This is a genomic window from Arthrobacter sp. ISL-72 (assembly GCF_018613755.1).
In the GTDB taxonomy this organism is placed as follows: Bacteria; Actinomycetota; Actinomycetes; order Actinomycetales; family Micrococcaceae; genus Arthrobacter.
The window spans coordinates 96,675-113,410 of record NZ_JAGGPP010000003.1 but is presented as its reverse complement, the minus strand read 5'-3'; the positions used below and the strand labels follow the sequence as shown (position 1 = coordinate 113,410).

13 protein-coding genes and 1 pseudogene are annotated in these 16,736 nt (G+C 67.5%); 1 reads left to right on the top strand and 13 read right to left on the bottom strand.

Annotated elements, in window-relative coordinates:
- The first annotated feature begins 90 nt into the window (after positions 1-90).
- Positions 91-1,983 carry an alpha-amylase family glycosyl hydrolase gene (locus J7I92_RS02555; RefSeq protein ID WP_396020344.1) on the top strand — a complete coding sequence of 631 codons (1,893 nt, stop codon included), beginning with the start codon at positions 91-93 and terminating at the stop codon, positions 1,981-1,983.
- Between the two features lie 21 nt (positions 1,984-2,004).
- On the opposite strand, the gene J7I92_RS02550 is transcribed toward J7I92_RS02555, so the two are convergent.
- The 13 genes and pseudogenes from J7I92_RS02550 to J7I92_RS02490 all read right to left on the bottom strand — a co-directional run bounded on the left by J7I92_RS02550 (position 2,005) and on the right by J7I92_RS02490 (position 16,721).
- The gene (locus J7I92_RS02550; protein WP_214836920.1) at positions 2,005-2,616 is read right to left on the bottom strand and encodes a hypothetical protein; all 612 of its coding nucleotides are present in this window, start codon (positions 2,614-2,616) and stop codon (positions 2,005-2,007) included.
- Positions 2,613-3,266 (bottom strand): DUF6286 domain-containing protein, encoded by a 654-nt coding sequence (locus tag J7I92_RS02545; RefSeq protein ID WP_214836918.1) that lies wholly within the window; start codon positions 3,264-3,266, stop codon positions 2,613-2,615. The genes J7I92_RS02550 and J7I92_RS02545 overlap by 4 nt, the downstream gene beginning before the upstream one ends.
- Positions 3,263-3,643 (bottom strand): hypothetical protein, encoded by a 381-nt coding sequence (locus J7I92_RS02540; protein ID WP_214836916.1) that lies wholly within the window; start codon positions 3,641-3,643, stop codon positions 3,263-3,265. The genes J7I92_RS02545 and J7I92_RS02540 overlap by 4 nt, the downstream gene beginning before the upstream one ends.
- Entirely contained in the window at positions 3,640-3,831 is a 192-nt protein-coding gene (locus tag J7I92_RS02535) for a hypothetical protein (RefSeq protein ID WP_214836914.1), read from the bottom strand. Before J7I92_RS02535 ends, J7I92_RS02540 begins: the two co-directional genes overlap by 4 nt.
- A complete protein-coding gene (locus J7I92_RS02530; protein WP_214836912.1) occupies positions 3,828-4,289 on the bottom strand; it encodes an Asp23/Gls24 family envelope stress response protein in 462 nt (153 codons plus the stop codon). Before J7I92_RS02530 ends, J7I92_RS02535 begins: the two co-directional genes overlap by 4 nt.
- Positions 4,290-4,405: 116 nt before the next feature.
- Positions 4,406-4,855 carry a hypothetical protein gene (locus J7I92_RS02525; RefSeq protein WP_214836910.1) on the bottom strand — a complete coding sequence of 150 codons (450 nt, stop codon included), beginning with the start codon at positions 4,853-4,855 and terminating at the stop codon, positions 4,406-4,408.
- Positions 4,856-5,137: 282 nt separating this feature from the next.
- The gene (locus J7I92_RS02520; protein ID WP_214836907.1) at positions 5,138-6,733 is read right to left on the bottom strand and encodes a glycoside hydrolase family 68 protein; all 1,596 of its coding nucleotides are present in this window, start codon (positions 6,731-6,733) and stop codon (positions 5,138-5,140) included.
- A gap of 394 nt (positions 6,734-7,127) precedes the next feature.
- A complete protein-coding gene (locus J7I92_RS02515; RefSeq protein WP_214836904.1) occupies positions 7,128-10,922 on the bottom strand; it encodes a glycoside hydrolase family 32 protein in 3,795 nt (1,264 codons plus the stop codon).
- Positions 10,923-11,028: 106 nt separating this feature from the next.
- A complete protein-coding gene (locus tag J7I92_RS02510; protein WP_214836901.1) occupies positions 11,029-12,651 on the bottom strand; it encodes a glycoside hydrolase family 32 protein in 1,623 nt (540 codons plus the stop codon).
- Positions 12,648-13,769 (bottom strand): ABC transporter ATP-binding protein, encoded by a 1,122-nt coding sequence (locus J7I92_RS02505; RefSeq protein WP_214836900.1) that lies wholly within the window; start codon positions 13,767-13,769, stop codon positions 12,648-12,650. The genes J7I92_RS02510 and J7I92_RS02505 overlap by 4 nt, the downstream gene beginning before the upstream one ends.
- Positions 13,766-14,701, bottom strand: coding sequence for an ABC transporter ATP-binding protein (locus tag J7I92_RS02500; RefSeq protein WP_214836897.1), 936 nt, complete (start codon positions 14,699-14,701; stop codon positions 13,766-13,768). The genes J7I92_RS02505 and J7I92_RS02500 overlap by 4 nt, the downstream gene beginning before the upstream one ends.
- Positions 14,698-15,731, bottom strand: a pseudogene (locus J7I92_RS02495) (ABC transporter permease). Before J7I92_RS02495 ends, J7I92_RS02500 begins: the two are co-directional and overlap by 4 nt.
- 12 nt (positions 15,732-15,743) lie before the next feature.
- Complete coding sequence (locus tag J7I92_RS02490; RefSeq protein WP_214836894.1) at positions 15,744-16,721, bottom strand: ABC transporter permease; 978 nt, start codon at positions 16,719-16,721, stop codon at positions 15,744-15,746.
- Positions 16,722-16,736 lie beyond the last annotated feature (15 nt).

Here is a 16,736-nt window from a genome sequence, read left to right as displayed (position 1 = left end):
GCGGTGCGGTTGAAGTGGTGCCCATCACACTAGTAACGTTGCGGTGAGAAATGCAAGCGTTTACACAGAAACTTTACTGAAAGGATACCTGTGGTCCACAACACCGTTCCCACTGCCGGCACCTCGACCGAGGCCTGGTGGGCCAGCGCCGTGGTGTATCAGGTCTACCCGCGTTCCTTTGCCGACGCCAACGGGGACGGCATGGGCGATCTCCGCGGCGTTACCGCCCATTTGGACCACCTGCAGAAACTGGGAGTCGACGCCGTGTGGCTGTCGCCGTTCTACAAGTCGCCCCAGGCGGACGCAGGATATGACGTTGCCGATTACCGTCAGGTGGACCCGCTCTTCGGCACCCTGGCCGACTTCGATGACATGTTGCAGAAAGCTCACCGGCTGGGGCTGAAGGTCATCGTCGACCTGGTCCCTAACCACACCTCGGACGAACACGTCTGGTTCCAACAGGCCCTGGCGTCTCCCCCGGGTTCCCGCGAACGGGACCGTTACATGTTCCGGCCCGGCAAGGATTCGGTTCCCGGGTCCGGCCTCGGCGACCTGGCACCGAACAACTGGAAGTCCATCTTCGGCGGACCTGCATGGACCCGCATCACTGAGGCAGACGGCACGCCCGGCGAATGGTACCTGCACCTTTTCGACACCAAGCAGCCGGACCTGAACTGGGAAAACCCGGAGGTGCAGGAAGAAATGCGCTCCGTGCTGCGGTTCTGGCTGGACCGCGGCGTGGACGGTTTCCGCGTGGACGTGGCACACGGCATGGTCAAGGAAGCGGGGCTGCCCGACTGGGCAGGCTCAGCAGCCATGGTGGAAGGAACCACCGAACTGCCCGGTGATTCCCCTGGCGGGCATACCGAGGCGGAGGAACCGCACCGCGCCCACGGCGCCGCGGGTGCCGCAGCGGCTGGTGCGGGCGTCGCAACGGCCGCCGAGGAGCACCAGCCGGTCTCGCCGCTGTATCCGCCGTCGCCGTTCTTTGACCAGGACGGCGTCCACGAAATCTACCGTGACTGGAACCGGGTGCTGGCCGAATACGACGGCGACCGGATGCTTGTGGCCGAGGCCTGGGTGGAGCCGGCCGAGCGGCTGGCCCGGTATGTCCGGCCCGATGAAATGCAGCAGGCGTTCAATTTCGACTTCCTGCTGGCCGGCTGGGATGCTGCCCGGACAGCTGTGGCCATCGAGGATTCACTGCGGGCTGCCGCCACCGTCGGCGCCACCACCACCTGGGTCCTCAGCAACCACGACACCGTCCGGCACACCACCCGGTTCGGCTTGACGGACCCCACCACCTTCCCGAAGGGACTCGCTGCGGAGGATGAGCAGCCCGACGCCGAACTGGGCCTCGCCCGAGCCCGGGCCGCCACCATGGTTGCGCTCGCCCTTCCGGGCTCGGCGTACCTGTATCAAGGCGAGGAACTGGGCCTGCCCGAGCACACGACCGTGCCGGCCGAAGCCCGCCAGGATCCGACGTTCTTCCGCACGAACGGTGTGGAACGGGGCCGGGACGGCTGCCGCGTGCCGCTCCCGTGGAAAGCGGAAGAACCCGGCTACGGATTCGCGACCGCCGCAGAGGGCGCGTCGGCAGGAGAAGCACCGGCCGCGCCCTGGCTCCCCCAGCCGGAATCGTTCCGCGAGTTGGCAGCGGACCGGCAGGATGGCGTCGCCGGTTCCACCTTGGAGCTGTACCGCGCCGCCCTGGCACTCCGCCGTGGACACCGGCTGGGCGCAGGGAGCTTCCGTTGGGCCGGCGTGAACGAACCCGCAGAGGGTGTGCTGGCCTTCCACAACGGGGACGTGCTCGTGGTGGCCAACATGGGCATCGGCGCTGCCGCCCTGCCGGAGGGCTACCGCGTTGTCCTGGCCAGTACTCCGGAGGCAGTAACCGGCGGCCGCGCGGATTCCGGGACCGATCCGGGCGGCGCCCGGAAACTCGAGCCAAACTCCGCCGTGTATCTCCTGGCAGGCTAATACCCGTGGCCGGGGCTCGTGTCAGCGGACGCGTTCCGCCCGGCTGAACCGGGATCGGGCCCCGGCACTGATGTGGATCAGCACAGGTGTGCGTTGGCCGACGACGGCGTCCAGCGCCTCCACGAGGGCCGAAACATCCGCCGCAAGGAGGTGGGGGGCCACGCCGTGGCGCGGCTGCAGCCGGATCTTCAAAGCGGGCTCGCCCCGGATCTCGTAAGTGGCCACCGTGGCGCCGGCCAGGTCCGGACGTTCAGCCAATGCCGCCCGCAACGCCTGCTCTGCCACGCCGCCGCCGATCCTCACGCTCCCGGGGAAATCACCGGCGTCGTCCTCGGCCACAAGCAGGCTGGAACGGCCCTTGCCCTGCTGGGCGACCCATGCCACCATCGCCGCGATGACCAGGACCAGCAGCAGTGCCATGACGGCCCACAGCCAGCTTTCGTCGCGGCCGGGAATGCCGGTGCGCTGGAACAGGCGGCTCATTCCACTCCACACGCCGGCGGACCAGTGCTGCCACCAGGAACCGACCGCCGGCACCGTAGCCAGCAGGACCAGCAGCAACCCAATGGCAAGCATCTTCAGGCCAAGGATTCCGATCAGGATCCGGTTCAGGATCCTTGGAGTGTTGTTCATGCCCCGATCACCCCGGCCGTGGCCACATTGACGCGCACCTCGGGCATCGGCACGGGGTCCATCTCCCGCAGCTCCTCCAAAACGGCGGCCAGGACGGCGTTCTCACTGACCGGCACTCCCGAGGTGGGCCGCACGTTGACGGTCACCTGGCGCTGTGACACCACCACCATCACCTGTTCCTGGATGACGTTCGCAGCCACCCTGGCCCGCCGGGCAAGAGCGGAGGCGATGACCTCGTCATCCACCACGACGCCGGCACGCGGATCCGCGAGCAGGTGGCGCGCACGCCGGCCGGGCAGCACGGCGTTCAGGAAGAAAAACAGCCCCACCATTGCCGTCACCGCGCCAATTAAGCCGAGCAGCAGCGGCGGCATGCCCTGCGGGAGTGCGATGATGCGCTCGGCGGCCGTCTCAGGATCGATGAGCCAGGGAGGCTGCCCGATCGCGCGGACGGCCGACTCGAGGAGGCCATACCCGCACAGGACCACCACCAGGACTGCGGCGATCCCTGACACTCCGGCCCGGGAAGAGCGTGTTTCCCGGTCCAGGATCCGGCGCATCCCGGCGCCGCGGGGGTCCGGCGCGGGGGCACCGGAGCTGTTGCCCGCCGCATGGGACCCCTTCGAGCGGACGTCCGTGGCATTGTTCAATGGACCCTTCCCCCTTCGCTGATGGCGGCACCGCTGATCCGGATGTCCACGCGGCTCAACTGCGCCCCGCTAAGCTCCGTAACACGGTGCAGGATCACGGATCTGGCCGCAACGGCGCGCTCCCAGATGGATCCGCCGAAGCCGGCTACCCGGGCGGGATCGCGGAGGACCGTGGTGAGCGGCGGGATCCTGATGGGCAGGACGAGTGACAGGGCCAGCAGGCCGTCGTCGTCCGACCAGTCAGCCCGGACATCGTGCGGCGGGACGCCGAGCTCCTCAGCCGCCGCGGCCCGTGCGAGGCTGGTCAGCGCCTGGGTGCTGATGCGGTTGTGCCCGGCCATCACGGAGCCACCGGCGGTTCCGGCCGTGCTGCTCATGAGGAGGAGCGCCGGCCCGTGATGGCATCGAACAGGCTGCGCAGGTCAAGTTTCCCTTCCGCCGCGCGGCCCAAAAGGGCGCCGATCGCCATGAACAGCAGCGAGCCCAGGAAACCCCAGACGCCGAACTGGAAGGACATAAAGGCTACGAAGGCACCCACTGCTATTCCCACCACTGTCAGGCTCACTGCAGGGCCTCCCTTTCAGTCCGGGCTTCCACGGGCAGGCCGGGCTTTGCCGGACCGGCCACGTAGACGTCGTTGATCTCCACATTGACCTCGATGACCTGAAGGCCCACGAGCTCTTCCACCGCGGCATAGACGGCGGCGCGCACCTGGTCGGCCAGGGAGTGCAGCGGGGTGCCATAGACGGCCACGAGGTTGATGTCCACGGCCACCTGCGTCTCGCCGACCTCCGCATGGACTCCGGCGGCATGGTCCGAGCTCCCGACGGCGTCCCGGAAAGCTCCGAGGGCGCGGGACGGCCCGGTGCCGAGCGAATACACTCCGGGAACAGCGCGGGCCGCGATGCCGGCCACCTTGGCAACCGCAGTTTCGGCAATGACGGTACGTCCGGTGGCGGCGGCCAGCGCGCGGCCAGGTACAGCATGGGCCCCCGGCGCGGGATGTGGGTTCTGGTATTCCATCAGGCACTCCCCTTCTCTTGAACACCACCCTATCCCTTGGCCGGGACAAGCGGCCGGACGCCGGCGAAAATCAGCCGGGCCGTTGCCGGCGGCCCCACCGGGGGGGCCGCTAGGGGCTATTTGCAGTTGGCGGCGAGCCAGGCAGTAACCGGAGTCATGGCGGCGTCGAACTTGCCGCTGGAATACACGGTCTGGTCGGTGAGGCCGGCAACAGCCACATCGTTGAGGTTTGCAAAGTCGGCCTTGAGCTCGTCCGGGACGCGTTCAGCGGTTTCGCTGAGCTCCGCCTTGAGCTTTTCCAGTTCCGCGGTTTTGCCCTGCGCGGCCGAGAGCGGGAACAGCGAGGCCCCGGTGGCCTGCTCGGAGATGGTTGTGCACGCTTCCGCCGCCGAGGGAAAGTCCCCGTATGCGCCGGAGCTCTTGCTGGGGCTGGGCGTCGCCGTCGCGGTGGCTGTTCCGGGAGCGGACGACGCCGGTGCGCTGCCCGCTTGGGGTGCGGAGCATGCGGTGAGTGCCAGTGCGGCGAAGAGGGCGGCTGCGGTCAGAGGGCGTGCAAGGTTTTTCAAAGGTCACTTTTCTGGTTGAGATTGCGCCGGCTGCTCCGTTTCAGGACGCGGCCGGCAATGGCGTTCTGTCCCCGGCGTGCGAGTCTAGCCCGGATGGACGCCGGGATTCCACGCGGCGGCTGCCCCGGATCCGCGTACAAGCAGGATGGTTTCCGTGTTTGCCCTGTATATAGAGGTACGAAATATGGACGTACGAAAAGATCGACAACACAGCAGGGGCGCCCGGATAGGTTTCCGGACGCCCCTGCTTTGCTACTGCGGTGTTAAGTTCCCCGGTGCGGGTTACTTGTAGAGACCCTCGCCGCCAACCTTGACGTTGGTGGGCAGGTAGCCGAACGGGCCGAGGCCGTTCTGGCCGAAGCTGCGGTCAACCTGGGATACGCCGTTCCGGAAGTTGATCTTCACGGTGGGCGAGAGTGAGCCGCCGCGGACGCCGTTCACGTTGTCGATGAAGGACTGCACCAGGCCGCCGGGCTGCACGTAGTGCGAGTATGCCTGGAACTGGCGGCCGTTCTGCTTCGCGGAGGGGCTCTCCGGGGCGTTGGCCGGGAGGTTGAGGTCCGTCGGGGACCCCAGGGCCAGGCCGCTGTTGTTCATCGGCTGGTAGTCCGAACGGACACCATCGCCTACGAAACCGTAGACCCCGTCAGGGCCGCGCATGCCGGCTGCGTAGGTGAACTGGTGGCTGATGGTGAACAGGTAGTACTTGTTCTTGCCGCCTTCGTTCTGGATGAAGATCTGCGGACGCTCAGTCTGGTCGTTCACGCAGTTGGCCGAGAGAACCGGGGGCAGGAAGGACCACTTGGTCAGGTCCTTGTTGTCCGCTACAGCCAGGCCAACGTTTGCGGTCTGGTAGTAGGCGCCGGTGCTTTGGACTTCATTCAGCTTTTCGGCGTTGGGGTCGCCCGGCAGGTAGCCCAGGTCCTCGTCCTTGCACTCGTATTCGCCGCGGTTGCCGCCGGTGTTGCCTTCGAAGACCATGAAGGTCTTGCCCGGGTGGGCCGGGTCGGCAAAGGTGTACGGGTCGCGGAACGCGAAGCCCGGGTTCTGCGCTTTGCTCTGGTACATCTTGCCGTCCGGTTCGAGCAGCTTGGTGTGCTGGAAGCCGTCGAAGGTGACGCCGTTCTTGTCGGCGTGGATGTTGCCCAGGGCCTTGGCGATGGCTGCATCGGGGGCGATGCCGCCGCCGCCTGCGTTGCGCTCCGCCACGTCGTAGAACGTGGTGGCCGTGTAGAACACGTTCACGTGGTCGCCCTGCATCAGGCGGGTGGAGCCGGACCATTCGGTGTTGCCGATGGAGGTGTTGTCCAGGAACAGGTGTCCACCGTAGTTCCACTTGTCCTTGGCCGGGTCGGCGTTGGTCTTGCGGAAGAAGTAGCCGATCCGGGCGTTCCAGTGGCGCTGGTCGAAGCCGTAGCCGGCGTGACGGTCAGCGACGAGGGAGAAGATGACGTCGTAGCCCTTGTAGCTGATCTGGTTCGCGTTCTCGTCCGTCAGGGACCAGGTGTCCCAGACCCAGACGTCGTCGTTCATGGTGGGGAAATCCTCCGGGATTTCCGGCATGGTGACGTCCGGGCTCATGGAGTTCGCGCCGGGCGCAACAGTGGAATCGCTCTGCGCCATGATCTGCTTGGCATCGGCACGGGTCCACTTGGAGGTGAAGTCCGCCGCCGGGTCGTAAGCCTTCTGGCTGTGCGTGCTCGGCAGGGGGAAGCCGGGGGTCGGCGCAGGCAGCTGCTGCGTCGAGGGCGGGTCGGACGGTTCGTTGGCCTGGGCCGACGGAACCGCAAGGAAAGCGGAGGCCGCCACGGCCGTTGCCAGTGCTGCGGCGGCAGGGCGCCACCGCAGCATCCGGGGTGTATTGGGGTGCTTGTGCATTTTTGCTCTTCTCGCGGAGTTAAGACCATTCGTGGAAGACGGGCATATGCCCTTCCCCCGACGCTCCGGAGTTCCCGACAACACGGCAGGCGTCATCGAGGACGCCTTTGTGTCGAAGGAGTCGGGGCTTGGGTAGGGCCCCGGGAGGCGGCTTGGAAAATGATCTTTTCCTGCGCCGCTTCCTACGCTAGGCAGGCCGGCGGCCGCTTATCAAACCGGGTTTCGGGGCCAAAAAAACCGAGTTTCACTCCATTTGTGCAAGCGTTTACATTGCCCATTGCGCGCGCGTGCCACATCAGTTTTATTGAGTCAAATGTTGCAGGACAAATCAGATTTAGTGTGAAATGTCACGCGCCGGCCATGCTGCCTCCACCTTCTGCAATTCGGAGTTCACTCATCCCGACCCTGCAACAACCACATCCTGGTAGGCCGCGCGGCCGTCGAAAACGTTGACGCCCACCTTGCCGGAGGAAATGGAGGCGTCATTGACCGTCAGGATTTCGCTGCCGTCGAGCGTCAGAGTGAGCCGATCCCCCGCCACCGCGGCCTCCATCCTGTAGCTCACGCCTTGGCTGAGCAGCAGCGGGACAGTCCCCAGTACGCTGCTGGCGGGATCGAAGACGCCGTCCTGCAGCTTGAAAATCCGGGCCAGCCGGAGGTTCGGGTCAAGATTGACGTAGTACGCCGTGGAGCCGTCGGATGAAGCCCGCAGCAGCACCGAACCGGCGCCGCCATAACCCCGCGCCGGCACCTGGCCGCTGAGGCGCGTGGCCCCTGCGTAAGGCTCCCCGCCGAACCGCACGGTCGCCGCCACCCGGACATCGGAGTACGTGGCTGTGCACATGGCCGTGGAGTCCTTGTCGAACGTGCCTGCCAGGCCCGCCCCCGAGCTTTCCCAGCGGCCGCCGGGCACCACCGCATAGGAGCCCAGGTTGTGCCGCGCACTTCCGCCTGCCGCTGTTCCGCTTGCCGCCGTTCCACTTGCCGCCGGCAGAACGGCCGACGGCAGAACGGCCGACGGTGGTGCGGCGGTGAGGCGCGACGTGTCAGCCAACTGGTGGACCTTGGCGGCCACCAGCCGTGCGCTGCCGCCGCTTACGCTGAAGGACAGCCCGGTGGCGGAGGGATCCGGGAAGACCAGGGACGTGATGGCTGCCGTGCCGTCGCCGCCGAAGAGCTCCACCGAGGACGAATCCACCAGCGCCCGGAGCGTGACGCGCCGTTCAGTGCCGCCGCCGGCTGCTGCCACAGTGGTGGAGCTCCAGGCGGTGCTGGAGTCGTCCGCCGCAGTGCCGGCGAAGTACCGGCTGAAGTCCTCCCGCCCGGACTGCCCCCGGTCCAGGGTCATTGTGCCGGCACCGGTCCCGGTGCCTGTTCCAGTGCCGGTGGCATAGCGGAGCCTGGTTTCCTCTACGCCGCCTGCCCCGCCTTTCCGGAGTCCGAAGGTGAACGCCGAGGCACCGCCGGTGGACGGGATCGCCACCTCCGCTTCCAGTTCGAAGGACCTGCCCGAGGCCGCGGCCAGCGGGTTCGGGGAAGTGGGCGTCACCGGGACCTCGGACGCCTGCCACGTGGACGTACGCAGCCCTGCCAGTTCGGTCACCGGTTCCTGGCCCAGGCGGAGTCCGGCGCCGGGAACGTCCCTCAGGCTGAGCTGCCGCGGGATGCTCAGCTGCCCGTTCCAACGGCCGGTGGGCGGGCTGAAGGCATAGTCCCAGTTGCTCATCCAGCCCAGCATGATGCGCCGGCCGTCCGGTGCCCCGAAGAAGCTCATGGCCGCGTAGTAGTCCCGGCCCGAATCGGCCTGCAGCACCTGTTCGGGCCCGGTGTCTGGCGTGAAGGTGGTGCCGTTCCACATTCCGGTGACGTACTGCGCTGCCGAGCCCCGGGTGGACCTGGCCGCACCGGTGCTCCACCACAGCACCCAGCGTTTGACTCCGGGCTGCCCTTCCACCGGCAGTTCAAAGAAGTCGGGGCATTCCCACACGCCGCCGCGGACCCAGTCGCCGTAGCCGAACGAGCTGGTAAGGGTCCAGTTGATCAGGTCCGTGGAGGTGTGGAACCGCACGTGGTCCCCGCCGGCCACCACCATGATCCACCTGCCTGTGGCCGCGTCCCAGGTGACTTTCGGGTCCCGGAAGTCCCAGCTGCCGGCCGGCCCGCCGGGGTTCTCCACCACCGGTGCGGCCTGCACCGTTGCCCACGTGCGGCCGTGGTCCTTGCTGTAGGCGGCGCGCACGGACTGGTTGCCGTTGGCCGCATCGTGGTCGAAGCTCGTGTAGAACGCGATGAGGCCCTGGCCGCCGTCGAACAGTCCGCTGGAATCGTTGGCGTCCACCACCGCGGAGCCGGACCAGGATTCGCCGCCCGCCAAGTGCGGCAGCGCAATGGGAAGCTGCTTCCAGTGCAGCAGGTCGGTGCTGACGGCGTGTGCCCAGCGGCCGCGGTCCTGGTGGAAGAGGTGGTACTCACCCTCGAAGTACACCAGGCCGTTGGGATCGGAGCTGTTCCCGGAGTTCTGGCTGTAGTGGTAACCGGGCTGGTAGATGCCGTTCATGTAGCTGGCAACATCGTCGGCCCTGAGGTTCTGGAAGTAGGCTCCTCCGCCGCTTACCCGCAGCACGATGCCGTTGCCTGCGGCTGGTCCGGCCGGCCCCGCGACGGCCTGGATGCCGTTGACCAGGACCGCGGCGTTTGTGCCGCGGAAGGTGAGCTGGACACGGTTGAGCTGGCCCGCGGCGAAGCTGTCCGGGGGCACCGCACCGCTGGCCAGCACGCTTCCGGAGGCGCGGTCCGTCAGGACAACCGTCCCCGCTCCGGGATCCACCCTGAATTCGGTGCCGCCGGTGCCGTCCGTGTTGCTCCGGACCACGACGGCGGCCGTCGCCGGTGCGGCGACGTCCAGGTCGAGGGAGACGACGACGTCGGACGCCACCGCCGGAATGAAGCGTACGGCGTCGGTGCCGGCATCCAGGCCATCCGTGGCGCCGCGCAGTCCGCGCACGTCCGGTTCCCAGCTTCCGGCAGCCGTGCGCCAGCCCTGCAGCGCAGTGTCCAGGCCTTTGAGGGTCATTCCTTGGAACACGGTGGTGCCGTTGAAGGCGAGCAGGCCCACGTGGCCGGAACCGTGGGCGGTGTCCGCCGCGGTGATCACCGGGCTGTAGCCGTTCGGATCCATCAGGTCCGTCTGCCAGCGCACGGCGAGCTGTCCGCCGTCGGCCGTTACACGCAACCGGTACACCGCATTGACGGTGATGGCCGTGGAGTATGTGCCCAGGGTGGCGTTGTCCTCGATCCGGTACAGCCGAAGCCTATCGGCGTTGGGGTCCACTTCCGCCCCGTAACCGGCGGTTCCGGCGGCGTTCGTGCGGAACAGGACGGCGCCCACGGCATTCGCCGAGGTGACCTGGATGTCAGCGGTGAAATCCGTGGCCTGGGGGCTCTGGTCCGCGGCGACGGCGCGTATGTTGGCCCCTTTCGCGGCGGTGCCCCGAAAGCCGGTTGCCGTCGCTGTCCATGCCGCCCCGTCCGCCTCCCAGCCGCTGACGTTGGCGTCGATGGTGCGGACCTGGGGCTGGCTGAAATTCACCGAACCGTTGTATGCGTGCAGCCCCACGTGGCCGTCCTGGTACCGCTGGTCAGTGGTGTCGATCCGGGCCACACCGTCCACGGCAACGTAGATCCGGTCCCCGTCCACGTGGACGTCCACCGAGTAGCTTCGGCCCGTGTCCAGCGGGACCGACGCCGCCGGTGCCACGTCCTGGCCGGTTGCCAGGTCAAAGAGCCGGACCCGGTCCAGGTTTGGATCGATGGCGGCCGCGTAGCCGCTGCTGGCGTCGGCGGCACCGCGGAACAGCAAGGCTCCTACCGCATAGGGACTGGCGGGGTCGACGGACACCCCGGCGGTATACCTCGCGGTGCCGCCGACGAGCTGTTCACTGATGGCGGCCGCGTTCTGGTCTTGGAGCGCGACGGCGGACTGGCCGCCGTCGGATGCCCGGGTCCAGGTTCCGCTGACGGGGACCATATCCGGCATGGGACTGGTGCTGCTGCCCAGCGTGATGGGACCGGTTCCGGGAACGGCCTGGGCGGGCCGGGCCAGCATGGCGGAGCTCAGGACCGAGCCTGCTCCGAGCGTGCCAAGGCCGAGAGCGGCCGCGGTAAAACCTGCAAGTAACCTTTTGGACATTCAGATCGCCTTTGATCTTGACATGGGCTGCGGTGGCGCCCTTCTGCGTTGGCGCCGCGTGGCGTTGATGCCGGGCGGCGTTGGTGCCGCGTGGCGTTGATGCCGGCTACGGGAACAGCGGGCGGGGTCCGCCGAAGATGCCTTCCATGCGCCAGGCGTCCAGCTGCAGCAGCCGGACGGTACCGGCCGCGGACAGGCTGACGGCTTCGCCGCCGAGCGTCGGATAAACCCTGCCCGTCAGCGGTTTGCCGTTGGCGAAGATCTCCAGGGCTGACCGGTCCACCAGCACCCTCAGGCGCAGTTTGCCGCCGGGCAAAAGGATGGGGCCGGACTTTTCCTCGGCATCCACACTCGGGTCCAAGCTGCTGTGCGTGCGGTCCAGGAGCAGATACGACTGCGAGAATCCGCCGCCGCCCACATCACAGCCGATTTCGATGACCGTCTCCTCGGCAGGTCCCGCGGGAGTGCCTTCGCCACCCGTATTCGCCACGCCGCTGCCCGCGCCGGAGCCCAGGAGGCCCAGCCGGAAGACGCTCCCGGGCTGCAGTTCGACGTCCAGTTCCAGGTCCAGCTGGTTTCCGGAGACACCGGCGAGGACCTCACGGGGGCCAAGGCTCCGGGGACCGATCCGGACGCGGTCGCGCCGGAGCGACCCCACCTCCGGCACCGGTGCGAAGGCCAGCTCCCCTTCGGTGTCGAGGGTGGCGATCCGCGGCATGCTCATGACGCCGGACCATCCGGCCTCCACCATGGCGGCGTCCGACCGGCCCTCCTGCAGCCACCCGAACATGATGCGCCGCCCGGACTCGTCCGCGAAGGACTGCGGGGCGTAGAAGTAGCGGCCGCCGTAGTCCAGCCGGTGGAGCGCCCACGGCGTGTAGGAATCCCCTGCGTAGCGGCCGGTCCAATAGAGCGGGTGGCAGGTGTCGCCGTTGTCCCACGCCGAGAAGACCACGACGTCCGGGCCGGGACTGCCGCCGCCCGGCGCCTGGTCACGCCGCGCCTGCTCACGCTGCGCCTGGTCACCCAGAGCCCCGGAGCCTGCGCGGAAGAGATCGACGCACTCCCACATGGTGCCCTGCCAGTCCGCAGCGGCCGGATTCCCGGCAGAGGCGTCGCCGATGAACAGCGGGCCGACGTACTCCCAGTTCCGCAGGTCCAAGGACTCGTAGAGGAATGCGGTACCTCCCCGGCCGCGGATGCCGGACCCCACGAGCTGCCGCCAGACGGAGCCTTCGCGCCAGACGCAGTGGTCCCGGTAGGCGGTGATGTCCACCCCCGCCGGTGGCGCGGGGATGACCGGGTTCTCGGGAGCCTTGGTCCAGCTGAGCAGGTCCGGCGACCCCACCGCCACGCAGGGCAGTTCCCGCTCGCCGTGCCGGCCGGAGTAAACCAGGGTGGGTGTGCCGGCGTCGTTCACCACCACACCGGACCAGCAGCCGTCCGCGTCCGGGCCGTCCGACGGTTCCAGGGCCACGGGCTGGTCGGTCCAGTTGACCAGGTCCGTGCTGGTGGCGTGCCCCCATAGGATGCGGTGGTGGAAGGCCCCCTCGGGGTTGTACTGGTAGAACAGGTGGTAGGTGCCGTCCCACTGGCTAACACCGTTGGGATCGTTGAGCCAGCCGGCGGGCGAGACGAAGTGGAAGCGCGGCCGGTGCGGGTCGGCCTCGGCGCGTGCCACCAGTTGATCCTGCGGCACGGTGGCCAGGGGATGGGTCAGTTCGGTCATGTGGAAGCCTGTTTTTCTGTGCGGGATTCGGCCGTTGACGGCTCTTCCGTTGCTATCTGAAGCTTGGGTTCGAGGGGCTCGGCTGACAGGGCATGGCTCGCCGCCGCGGCCGGCGGCCGGTAGAGGTGGCAGCGCACCCAGTGCTGGTTGGCGGGCTCGCCCACGCGGTGCCGGACGGGTTCGGTGGCGGAACATTGCTGCTCCGGGTCGCCGTCGAACGCGCACGACGCCGACTCCATCACCGCGGTACGCAGCGCCGCCCGCTCGTGCGGGTCGTAGGATCCGGTGCGCGCAGGATCGGGTACGGCCGAGACCAGCAGCCGGGTGTACGGGTGGGCGGGGTTTGCCAGCAGGTCCAGCGATTCGCCTTCCTCCACCAGCTCGCCGGCGAACATCACGGCGATGCGGTCCGCCAGGTAGCGCGCGGAGGCGAGGTCGTGGGTGATGTAGAGCATGGAGATGCCTTGCTGATCCCGCAGCTGCCGCATCAGGTTCAGGATGCCGATCCGCACGGAGACGTCCAGCATGGACGTGGGCTCGTCGGCAAGGATCACCTCGGGTTCGACGGCGAGCGCCCGGGCGATGGCCACGCGCTGCCGTTGCCCGCCGGAGAGTTCGTGCGGGTAGGAGTTGAGCATGTCCGGGGTGAGGCCAACGGTGGTCATGAGCCCGTCCAAGCGGCTGCACAGCTGCGCGGGGTTGCCCGCTTTTCCGTGCAGGGTCAGCGAGCGGGTGAGGAAGTGCTCGATCCGGTGGACGGGGTTGAGGGAGCCGAAAGGATCCTGGAACACCATCTGCAGCTGTGACCGGTATTCCCTCGATGCCTGGAACCGGTCCCGTTTTAGCACGTCCGTGCCATTAAGCAGGATCCGGCCCGACGTGGGTTTCTCCAGCCGGGCAACGCAGCGGGCCAGGGTGCTCTTGCCCGAGCCGGACTCACCCACGAGCGCCACGATCTCGCCTTTCCTGATGGCGAGGTCCACGCCGCCGAGAGCCCGCACCGAAGCGCGGGAAAACAGCCCGCCGCTGTGAAAGTCCTTCACCAGGCCCTTCACTTCGAGGGCGGGCACGGTGGTGGTGCTGTCAATTCGCGCCGGAGCTACGACGTGGCTGCTCATTGCTGTGCTCCTTCGAGAACGGGAAGGGGGGAAACGAAGTGTCCGGGCGAGACTTCCCGGAGGTCGGCGATGTTGCTGAACTTCACGCCGTCGGCCAGGCCTGTCAGCGGAACCCGGGCGCCGGTGAGCGGAGGGAAGGCACCCATGAGGGCCTGCGTGTAGGGGTGCAGCGGCGAGCCGTGGATGTCCTTGGCCTTGGCCGTCTCGACGATCCGGCCGCCGTACATCACGGCCATCCGGTGCGAGAGTTCCACCATGAGGGACATGTCGTGGGTGATGAACAGGACAGAGAACCCCAGTTCCCGCTGCAGGTCCTTGATCTGGGCCATGATCTCCTGCTGCACCACCACGTCCAGTGCGGTGGTGGGTTCGTCCAGGATCAGCAGCGACGGCTTCAAGGCGACCGCCATGGCGATGACAGCCCGTTGGCGCATGCCGCCGGAGAGCTGGTGCGGGTAGGACCTCAGCCGGGCGGGATCGATCCGGACCAGTTCCAGCAGTTGGGCTGCCCGCCGGAGCGACTCCTTGCGGGTGTAGCCGGCGTGGGTGGTGTAGATGTCGACGATCTGGTCTCCGATGGTCATCACCGGGTTCAGTGAGTTCATGGCCGACTGGAACACCATGGCAACGTCCTGCCAGCGGAAGCGGCGCAGCTCTTCCGGCTTCATGGCCAGGACGTCCTTGCCGCCGAAACGGATGCTGCCGCCGGCAATCTCCGCCGGGTCGCGCAGCAGGCGCATGATCGCATTGGCGATAGTGGATTTACCGCAGCCGGACTCACCGGCCAGGCCGAAGATTTCCCCGGTGCCGATGCTGAAGGAGACGCGGTCGACGGCGGTGGTGGAGCGGGTGTCGCCGCGGTACTTCACAGTGAGGTCCTTGATTTCCAGGACCGGTTCGTGGGAACCGAAGGAGGTCTGGGAGACAGTCATGCCGATGCTCGCTTTCCAGGTGTTGCGGGCTTGCCGGACTTGGGCTTGCGTATCTTCCGTAAGCGGGGGTTTGTAACCTCGTCCACCGCATAATTGATCAGCGACAGCGAGAACGCCACCAGCGCGATGCACAGGCCCGAGGGGACGAAGACCCACCAGCTACCGGTGAGCAGGGCGCCTTCGTTGCCGGCCCAGTAGAGGTTGTTGCCCCAGGAGACAGTGCTGACGTCGCCCAGGCCCAGGAATTCAAGGCCGGCCTGCGCGCCGATGCCGTAGATGATGCAGGCCAGGAGGGTCCCCATCACGATCGAGGCCATGTTGGGCAGGATTTCCCGGAACATGATGCGCAGGGGCCGTTCCCCGGTGACGACGGCAGCGGCCACGAAGTCCTTGGACCGGATCGAGAGGGCCTGCGAGCGCAGCACGCGGGCCGAGCCCGCCCAGCCGGTGACCACCAGGACCAGGATCACCGTGCCCAGTCCCGGAGGCAGGAACGCGGCCAGGATCACCAGGAGCGGCAACCCGGGCAGCAGCAGGAACACGTTGGTGGTGAGGGACAGGGCCTCGTCGATGAACTTGCCGAAGTAGGCCGAGGCGAGCCCACCAGGATGCCGATGAACGTGGAGGCGAAGCCCACGGTCAGGCCGACCAGCAGGGAGCTGCGGGCACCGTGGATGGTCAGGGCCAGGACGTCCTGGCCCTTGGCGGTGGTGCCCAGCCAGAATTCGGCGTCCGGTTCCTGCGACGCCATGCCGGTGATTTTCGAGGGATTGTCCGGGTACAGGACGGGCGCCAGGAGTGCGAGGGCGACGAAGATGAACAGGATGGCCGCGCCGGTCATGGCCTTTTTGTTGCCCAGCAGTCCGTGCAGCAGGCTGCGGTTGGGCCTGCGAACGGAAGCTCCGGGCGTAAGTCCGGTGCCGCCGTCGGGCGTTCCTGCGGTTTTTCCGGCGAAGCCGCCCGGACGACTGCCGCCGGCAAGGGTTTCCCCCGGGACGGTGGAGGCGGTGGTTGCGATGGAAGTGGTCATGGTCCGTCCTTCCTAGTTGGCGCGCACGCGCGGGTCGAGGCGGACGTAGAGGATGTCCACCAGGAAGTTCGCCAGCAGCACGGCGGCGGTGATGGTCAGGAAGAGTCCCTGCATCAGCGGGTAATCGAGGCCCTGTACGGCGTTCAGGAGCTGGTAGCCCACGCCGGGGTAGGCGAACACCACCTCGGTCAGCAGTGCACCGCCCACCACGAAGCCCAGGCACATGCCGAAGCTCGTCACGGACGGGAGCATGGCGTTGCGGGCGGCGTAGCGGAACATGATCCGGCCCGGGCGCAGGCCCTTGGCTTCTGCCATGGTGATGTAGTCCTCGGCGTTGGTGGCGATCATGGTGTTGCGCATCCCCAGCATCCAGCCGCCCACCGAAACCAGCACGATGGTGAGGGCCGGCAGCACCAGGTGCATTCCGACGTCGGACATGAACTCCCAGCTGAAGCCGGGCTCAATGGTGTCGCTGAACGCGTGCCGGATGGGGAACCAGCCCAGCGTGACGCCGAACAGGTAGAGGGCGCCCATGGCCAGCCAGAAGTACGGGAAGGAGCCGATGAAGATCAGGAGGGGCGGCAGTGCCGAGTCAATGGCCCCGCCCCGCCGCCAGGCGGCCAGGATGCCGAGGAGGTTACCCACGACGGCGGCAATCACCAGCGCGGTCCCGCCCAGCAGGAGCGTCCAGCCGACCTGCGAGGCGATGACCTCGGTGACGGGGGTGGGGAAGCGGGAGATGGAGACGCCCATCTGGCCGGTGACCATGTTGTGCAGGTAGCCGACGTACTGCTCCCAGATGGGCCTGTCGTCGACGCCGAGCAGCTTGCGCAGCGCCTCGATCTGTTCGGGCTGCATGCGGTCCTGGGTTCGGGCGAACATGCGGGATACGGGGTCCCCAGGCATAAAGCGCGGGAGCAGGAAATTCAAAGTGATGGACACCCAGAAGGCGATCAGGTAGAAACCCAGGCGGCGCAGGATAAAGCGCACGGTTTCCCTCCATTC

Coding starts and splice junctions, on each gene's coding strand:
- J7I92_RS02550 (WP_214836920.1), bottom strand. CDS start 2,616: ATGAACAACACTCCAAGGATCCTGAACCGGATCCTGATCGGAATCCTT.
- J7I92_RS02540 (WP_214836916.1), bottom strand. CDS start 3,643: ATGAGCAGCACGGCCGGAACCGCCGGTGGCTCCGTGATGGCCGGGCAC.
- J7I92_RS02530 (WP_214836912.1), bottom strand. CDS start 4,289: ATGGAATACCAGAACCCACATCCCGCGCCGGGGGCCCATGCTGTACCT.
- J7I92_RS02520 (WP_214836907.1), bottom strand. CDS start 6,733: ATGCACAAGCACCCCAATACACCCCGGATGCTGCGGTGGCGCCCTGCC.
- J7I92_RS02515 (WP_214836904.1), bottom strand. CDS start 10,922: ATGTCCAAAAGGTTACTTGCAGGTTTTACCGCGGCCGCTCTCGGCCTT.
- J7I92_RS02510 (WP_214836901.1), bottom strand. CDS start 12,651: ATGACCGAACTGACCCATCCCCTGGCCACCGTGCCGCAGGATCAACTG.
- J7I92_RS02505 (WP_214836900.1), bottom strand. CDS start 13,769: ATGAGCAGCCACGTCGTAGCTCCGGCGCGAATTGACAGCACCACCACC.
- J7I92_RS02500 (WP_214836897.1), bottom strand. CDS start 14,701: ATGACTGTCTCCCAGACCTCCTTCGGTTCCCACGAACCGGTCCTGGAA.